Below are 5878 nucleotides of genomic sequence, written 5' to 3'. Positions count from 1 at the left end.
GGGGGCCCGCGGCGTCGTCGGCTGTGTCAGCCTCGCGTCAGGAGACGACCTCGGAACGATCGCCGCTCCACAGGACGTGGTACGAGCTCTCGGGATCGTCCACGCGCTTGTAGGTGTGTGCGCCGAAGTAGTCGCGCAGACCCTGAGTGAGAGCGGCGTTGAGGCGCGGGCGGCGCAGTGCATCGTAGTAGGCCAGGGCCGAGGAGAAGACCGGCGCTGGAATGCCGCGCTCAACGGCGCGAGCGACCACGCGACGCCATGCGGGCAGGCAGTCTTCCATGGCCGCGACGAACTCGGGGGCGAACAGCAGGTTCAGCGGATCCTTGTCACCGGCGTACGCTCCATGATCACGTTGAGCAGCTCGGCGCGGATGATGCAGCCCTCGCGCCACAGGCTCGCGATGGTCGCCAGGTTGAGGTCCCAACCGTACTCGCGGCCGGCCATGGTCAGCATGTCCAGGCCCTGGGCGTAGGAGACCAGCTTGGACGCGTAGAGCGCCTTGCGGACGTCCTCCACGAACTCGGGGTCCTTGACCACGTCTTCGGTCGTGTCACCGATGCCGGCGGGCAGGATCTCCTGGGCCTCACGGCGCATCTGGGGCTCGGACGAGGACAGCGCGCGGGCGAACACGGACTCGGCAATGGCCGTGACCGGAGAACCCAACTCGAGCGCTTCCTGCACGGTCCAGCGACCGGTGCCCTTCTGGCCAGCAGCGTCCGCGATGATGTCGATGAACGGCTTGCCGGTCTTGGCGTCCACCTGGCGCAGCACGTGCGCGGTGATCTCGATCAGGTAGGAAGAGAGCTCGGTCTTGTTCCACTCGTCGAACACGTCTGCCTGTTCGGCGGGTTCCAGGCCGGCCACTGAGCGCAGCAGCTCGTGCGCCTCGCCGATGACCTGCATGTCCGCGTACTCGATGCCGTTGTGGACCATCTTGACGAAGTGACCGGCGCCGTCCGTGTCGATCCAGGCGCAGCACGGCTTGCCGTCCTTGGCCTTGGCGGAAATGTCCTCGAGCATGGGGCCCAAGGTCTTGTAGGACTCCTCGGAACCTCCCGGCATGATGGACGGCCCGTTCAACGCGCCCTCTTCACCACCGGACACACCGATGCCCACGAAATGCAGGCCGTTCTCCGCACACTCGCGCTCACGACGGCGCGTGTCCTGGAAGTAGGAGTTGCCACCGTCGATGATGATGTCGCCCTCATCGAGCAGCGGGGTGAGCTGTTCGATCACGGAGTCCACGGGCTCGCCGGCTTTGACCATCACCAGGATGCGGCGCGGCCGCTCCAGGGAGTCCACGAGATCCTGCATGGTTTCCGTGCGGATGAAATCGCCCTCGGAACCGTGTTCCTTGATGAGAGCGTCCGTCTTACCCACGGAACGGTTGTGGAGGGCCACGGTGTAGCCGTGACGAGCGAAGTTGCGGGCGAGGTTTGCGCCCATCACCGCGAGGCCGGTGACGCCAATCTGAGCTTTCTTATCTTCAGCCATGAGATAAGCCTACGCACGCGCGGGGGTCTGAGCAGTGATTGCCCTTTGTTCCCACGCTCACAATTGGGCATGAGAAAACCCCGGACCTTGAGGCCCGGGGTTTCAGTCGTGGAGACCGACGGAATCGAACCGCCGTATCTGTCACGCCCGAAGGCGATCTAGCGCACCAGCGTCCCCTGGTTCGAAAGCACCTCTCGGCGCGTTCGTGACTACTACGTTAACGCATGGTTGCCCCTTTGTGCCACTTGACTCGGTGTTAACCGACTCACATTGGTGGGTTGGATAGCTGAGGGCCGTGAACACACCAGCGAAGGCCGCCGCGATTACCCGGCAACGTCTCGGGAGTGGGCGGATTGGGCTTCCCTTTTGAGCGAAGCCGGTGGGGCATCTCTTTCTCATCCTCAACTGGCGGACGTGGCTCTCCGAAACATGCCGGAGGCTGTTACGAACCCCGGCTGGTGGGCGCAGTCCGTGGCCCTGGCCTATGAACAAGCCATTGGACGACGGGTCGTCGGCCAGGATTCGGACGGCACGTTCCGCACCAGCGTGAGTAAGACGGTGCCGTTGTCTCCGGATGATTCGCTGGCCGCGTGGACGCGCATTGCCGCTGATTCCGGGTTGCGTCTCGCTGACGAGAACGGGGCTTCGATCGCGTGGTCCGGTGAGCCCCGCACATCCGTGACGGAGAAGTGGTGGCGCTGGCGCAGGGACCTCTCGGATGGGTCCCGGGCAGCAGCGGAAATCACGCGTAAAGCTGACGGCCGAACGCTGGTCACGCTGACTCATTCGAAGCTCTCGGGCACCGAGGCGATCGCTCATTGGAAAGGTGTCTGGAAACCCCTGTTACAGCAGATCAGTGGCGATTGAATGCGTGATCAACGACACATAACCGAACGTTCGGTTGCACTTGTCAGAAACTACCTACGTGCAGGTAAGCTATACCCCAATCGGGTGCTGGCAGCTGTATCAGTTATGTCCACCCGATTATAAAAGGGCCTTTAGCTCAGCTGGTAGAGCGCTACGTTTACACCGTAGATGTCATCGGTTCGATCCCGGTAGGGCCCACGGAAACAATGCAGAAGAGATCACCGTTCGGTGGTCTCTTCTGCATTTCAGGGTCATATACCTTTGTCCGCCCTTATCGATAGCCGGTCAACGCAGTTCCTTGACGGGCCGGTACCCAAATCATGGCTCAGGACTGGGCCGTCAACCGATCCAGAACACCGGTTTGGGCCAGTAGGGCGAAGCGGTCCGGAACTCCCCAGTGCTCGACGATCTGTCCGTCGACCACGCGGGCCACGTCGATCACGGTGAAATCCACTTCACGGCCGGTGGGAGGTCCGAAAAACGGACCGGTATTAGTACCGTGCCCGTGAGCACGGACCCACACCGTGTCACCGTGCGGGCCGGGTGTCGTCGCAGAATCCTCGATGGTGAACTTGATGTCCGGAAAGGCTCCGTGCACGTCAGCCATCGCCGCCTTCACGTGCTCAATAGCTTCCGCGCCCGTACCCGCCAAACCGAACTGGTGATCGATCATCTCCGGGGAACATAGTTCGTCCGCCACGGTCCCGTCACCGGTGGCGAAACCTTCATCGAACATGCGTTGCATGACCCGGACCGGGTCCTTGGTGCCATTCGCATTCATGGCGTGCTCCGTTCATGTGGGCTGTCCCACGCACGGCAAGGCAACCGGTTGCTGATGCCTTTGACACTAGACCTGCGGTGAGGTCACCACTAGGGGTTCCCGCTGCGGGAGTCCTGACCTCGGTTTCACTTGGCACACAACACCGGTCAGAATGGTGAGACATGCGTTGAGCCACACGGTTTCGGTTCGCGCTCCCACCATTGAAAGGTGTCTTCACCCTTGCGGCTCATCCTCGTTCGACACGGTCAAACCAGCTCCAATGTGGGCCATAACCTGGATACGGCCGCCCCCGGCGCTGACCTCACGGAACTCGGGCGGGAACAAGCCGACGCGCTGGTGGACACATTAGGGCGTGAACCAGTCCGAACGATGTTCGTGTCCAATCTCGTGAGGACGCAGCAGACCGCCGCTCCCCTGGCTCGCCACTTCGGCCTGGAACCTCTGGTGCGCGAAGGTCTCCGCGAGATCTCGGCGGGAGACCTGGAAATGGCGAGTGACGAAGAATCCATTCAGACGTATGTCCGCACCGCCGTGGGCTGGTCCGCGGGTGACTGGAACGCTCGCATCCCGGGCTCCGAAGAAGACGGCCACGACGTGATCCGGCGATTCAGCGCCGTCGTCACGGAAGCCGTCGAGGGCGCCGCGGAGGGAGAGGTCCCCATCCTGGTCTCCCACGGCGCCATCATTCGTGCCTGGACCGCAGCCCGGTGCGAGAACATCGACGTGGACTTCGTGGCGCACAACGCGCTCTCCAATACCGGCGCCGTGATCATCGAGGGCTCTGACGACCGCTGGGTGGTGACCCACTGGCAGGAGCAGGCCCTGGGCGGCGCACCGCTCGAGGACCCCGCGACCGACGGTGCGGCTGCGGATCCGGTCCGCTGACTGCTCAGACCGTCAGCAACACCTTGGTGGCTCGACGTTCGTCCATGGACGTGTAGCCCTCCGCGGCCTGTTCCAACGGCAGTGTCAGGTCGAAGACGTCACCCGGGGTGATCTCACCCTTCATGATCAGGTCGATCAGTTCCGGCAGGAACCGTCGCACCGGAGCGGGGCCTCCGTGCAGGTGCACCTCGGACATGAACAACTGACCACCGTCGATGGACACACCGTGTGAGACGCCCACGAATCCCACGTGCCCACCCGGACGCGTGGACTTGATGGCCTGTTGCATGGCTTCCTGCGTTCCCACGGCCTCGATGACGCAGTGCGCGCCCAGTCCCCCGGTCATTTCCTTGATCTTCTCGACGCCCGCGTCACCGCGCTCTTCCACGATGTCGGTGGCGCCAAACTTTGTGGCTAGGGCTTGGCGGTCCTTGTGTCGGCTCATCGCAATGATGCGCTCGGCGCCCAGCTGCTTGGCGGCGAGAACCCCGGAAAGTCCCACGGCGCCGTCGCCGACCACCGCAACCGTCTTGCCCGGCCCGACTTCGGCGGCCACGGCGGCGAACCAACCCGTGCCCAGAACGTCCGAAGCCGCCAGCAGATGAGGAATCTGCTCATCGGTCGGCTGGGACGGGGTCGCGACCAGCGTGCCATCGGCCAGAGGAATGCGCGCATACTCGGACTGCGTGCCGATCCCGCCCATGCCCACGTTGTTCACGCAGCGGCTCTGGTAGCCGTCCTGGCAGATTTCGCACGTGTTGTCCGAGGCGAAGAAGGAACCGATCACGAAATCCCCGACCTTCACGTTCTTGACGTCGGCACCGATTTCTTCGACCACGCCCACGTACTCATGCCCCATGGGTGCAGGTTCGGGGATATCGCCGTAGCCGCGGTAAGGCCACAGATCAGAACCGCAAATGCAGGTGGCCGCCATTCGAATGATGCGTCCGTGGGATCTTCGATGACCGGGTCCGGGCGATCTTCCACTCGGATATCACCGGGGGCGTGAATCATGACACCGCGCATAACGAGACTCTCCTTGAATTGGTGTGCGCCGTATTCTTACCGGTCAGGCTGCGAATTTACCGAACGACGCCTAGAGGTGTGTGTTGTCGATCCAGCGATTGAATTTCATGCGCAGCGCGCGGTCCAATCCGGCCAGGATGCCGCCGATCTGCAGGGCAGTGTTCAGCCAGCCCGGCAAGTCGAACGTGGGAGCGGTGAAGTCCAGGAGCCGACCCAGAACATTCAGGAGCTCCGGAAGCTGAGTCACGACCGCCAGAACCAACACGATCCAGGAACACGCAGAGATGATTGCGTCAGCGGTCGGGTGGTTGGCCGAGAACTTTGCACGTCGGTCCTCCCCCGTTCCCGCGCTGGGTCGGAATGAGTCGGCGGGGCGACCGTCCAGATGCACCAGTCGCACATACTGCATGCCGTACAGCGACAAAGCCGCTTCCACGGTCGCGTGGTCGTCCACGCGCAATCGAGCGGGCGAGCTGTCCACGGCCACGAATTCGCCGTCCCGGTACAACCGGATCTTCTCCGAGAAATCGAAGAAGTCCACGTCCGCAACCAGTAAGGAGCCCCGGTACTCCAGCTCGAAGGTCGACCGCCAGAGCAATCCCACTTCTTGTACGGCGGAAGGTGTTCCGGATTCTTGGCCACGCACGTCCCCTTCGGCACCGGGAATTCAACTGAGACTTCTGTTGCCCAGGGTAGGCGATGGTCGTCGACGCTACAGCAACCGCGGCTGCGTTGCCGTCTCCTGCTGTTTCTTGGCCGGGCGTTTGCGCCGCGGCTTGGGCTCGCTCTCCCCCGCCTCATTCGCCGTTGCCGGCGACGACGCCG

Annotated in this window: 4 protein-coding genes, 1 tRNA gene and 2 pseudogenes; 3 read left to right on the top strand and 4 right to left on the bottom strand. The window is 63.1% G+C overall.

The genetic code is table 11. From position 1 onward, the window contains the following. Window positions 1-37: 37 nt before the first annotated feature. Window positions 38-1494, bottom strand: a pseudogene (gene gndA, locus YO9_RS0113975) (NADP-dependent phosphogluconate dehydrogenase). A 429-nt stretch (window positions 1495-1923) separates the two neighbouring features. Here gndA and YO9_RS0113970 point away from each other — a divergent pair. Both YO9_RS0113970 and YO9_RS0113965 read left to right on the top strand, forming a co-directional pair. Continuing rightward, window positions 1924-2361, top strand: a complete 438-nt coding sequence (locus YO9_RS0113970; protein WP_016998046.1) for a hypothetical protein — start codon at window positions 1924-1926, stop codon at window positions 2359-2361. A 125-nt stretch (window positions 2362-2486) separates the two neighbouring features. Beyond that, window positions 2487-2559 (top strand) — tRNA-Val (locus YO9_RS0113965). Window positions 2560-2686: 127 nt separating this feature from the next. On the opposite strand, the gene YO9_RS0113960 is transcribed toward YO9_RS0113965, so the two are convergent. Continuing rightward, a complete protein-coding gene (locus tag YO9_RS0113960; protein WP_016998045.1) occupies window positions 2687-3142 on the bottom strand; it encodes an ester cyclase in 456 nt (151 codons plus the stop codon). 207 nt (window positions 3143-3349) lie between these two features. On the opposite strand from YO9_RS0113960, the gene YO9_RS0113955 reads away from it, so the two are divergent. After that, entirely contained in the window at window positions 3350-4027 is a 678-nt protein-coding gene (locus YO9_RS0113955) for a histidine phosphatase family protein (RefSeq protein WP_223286606.1), read from the top strand. 4 nt (window positions 4028-4031) lie between these two features. On the opposite strand, the pseudogene YO9_RS0113950 reads toward YO9_RS0113955, so the two are convergent. Both YO9_RS0113950 and YO9_RS0113945 read right to left on the bottom strand, forming a co-directional pair. Further along, window positions 4032-5053: pseudogene (locus tag YO9_RS0113950) on the bottom strand (zinc-dependent alcohol dehydrogenase family protein). Between the two features lie 70 nt (window positions 5054-5123). Continuing rightward, entirely contained in the window at window positions 5124-5699 is a 576-nt protein-coding gene (locus YO9_RS0113945; protein WP_223286605.1) for a hypothetical protein, read from the bottom strand. Window positions 5700-5878 lie beyond the last annotated feature (179 nt).

Origin of the sequence: Kocuria atrinae C3-8 (assembly GCF_000286355.1) — a bacterium.
GTDB lineage: Bacteria > Actinomycetota > Actinomycetes > Actinomycetales > Micrococcaceae > Kocuria > Kocuria atrinae_A.
Note: the sequence above shows the minus strand (reverse complement) of the source record. Positions and strands in the feature narration are given on the sequence as shown.

Excerpts from the sequence above, each read along its gene's own strand:
- YO9_RS0113960 (WP_016998045.1), bottom strand. The coding sequence starts at position 3,142 with ATGAATGCGAATGGCACCAAGGACCCGGTCCGGGTCATGCAACGCATG.
- YO9_RS0113970 (WP_016998046.1), top strand. The coding sequence starts at position 1,924 with ATGCCGGAGGCTGTTACGAACCCCGGCTGGTGGGCGCAGTCCGTGGCC.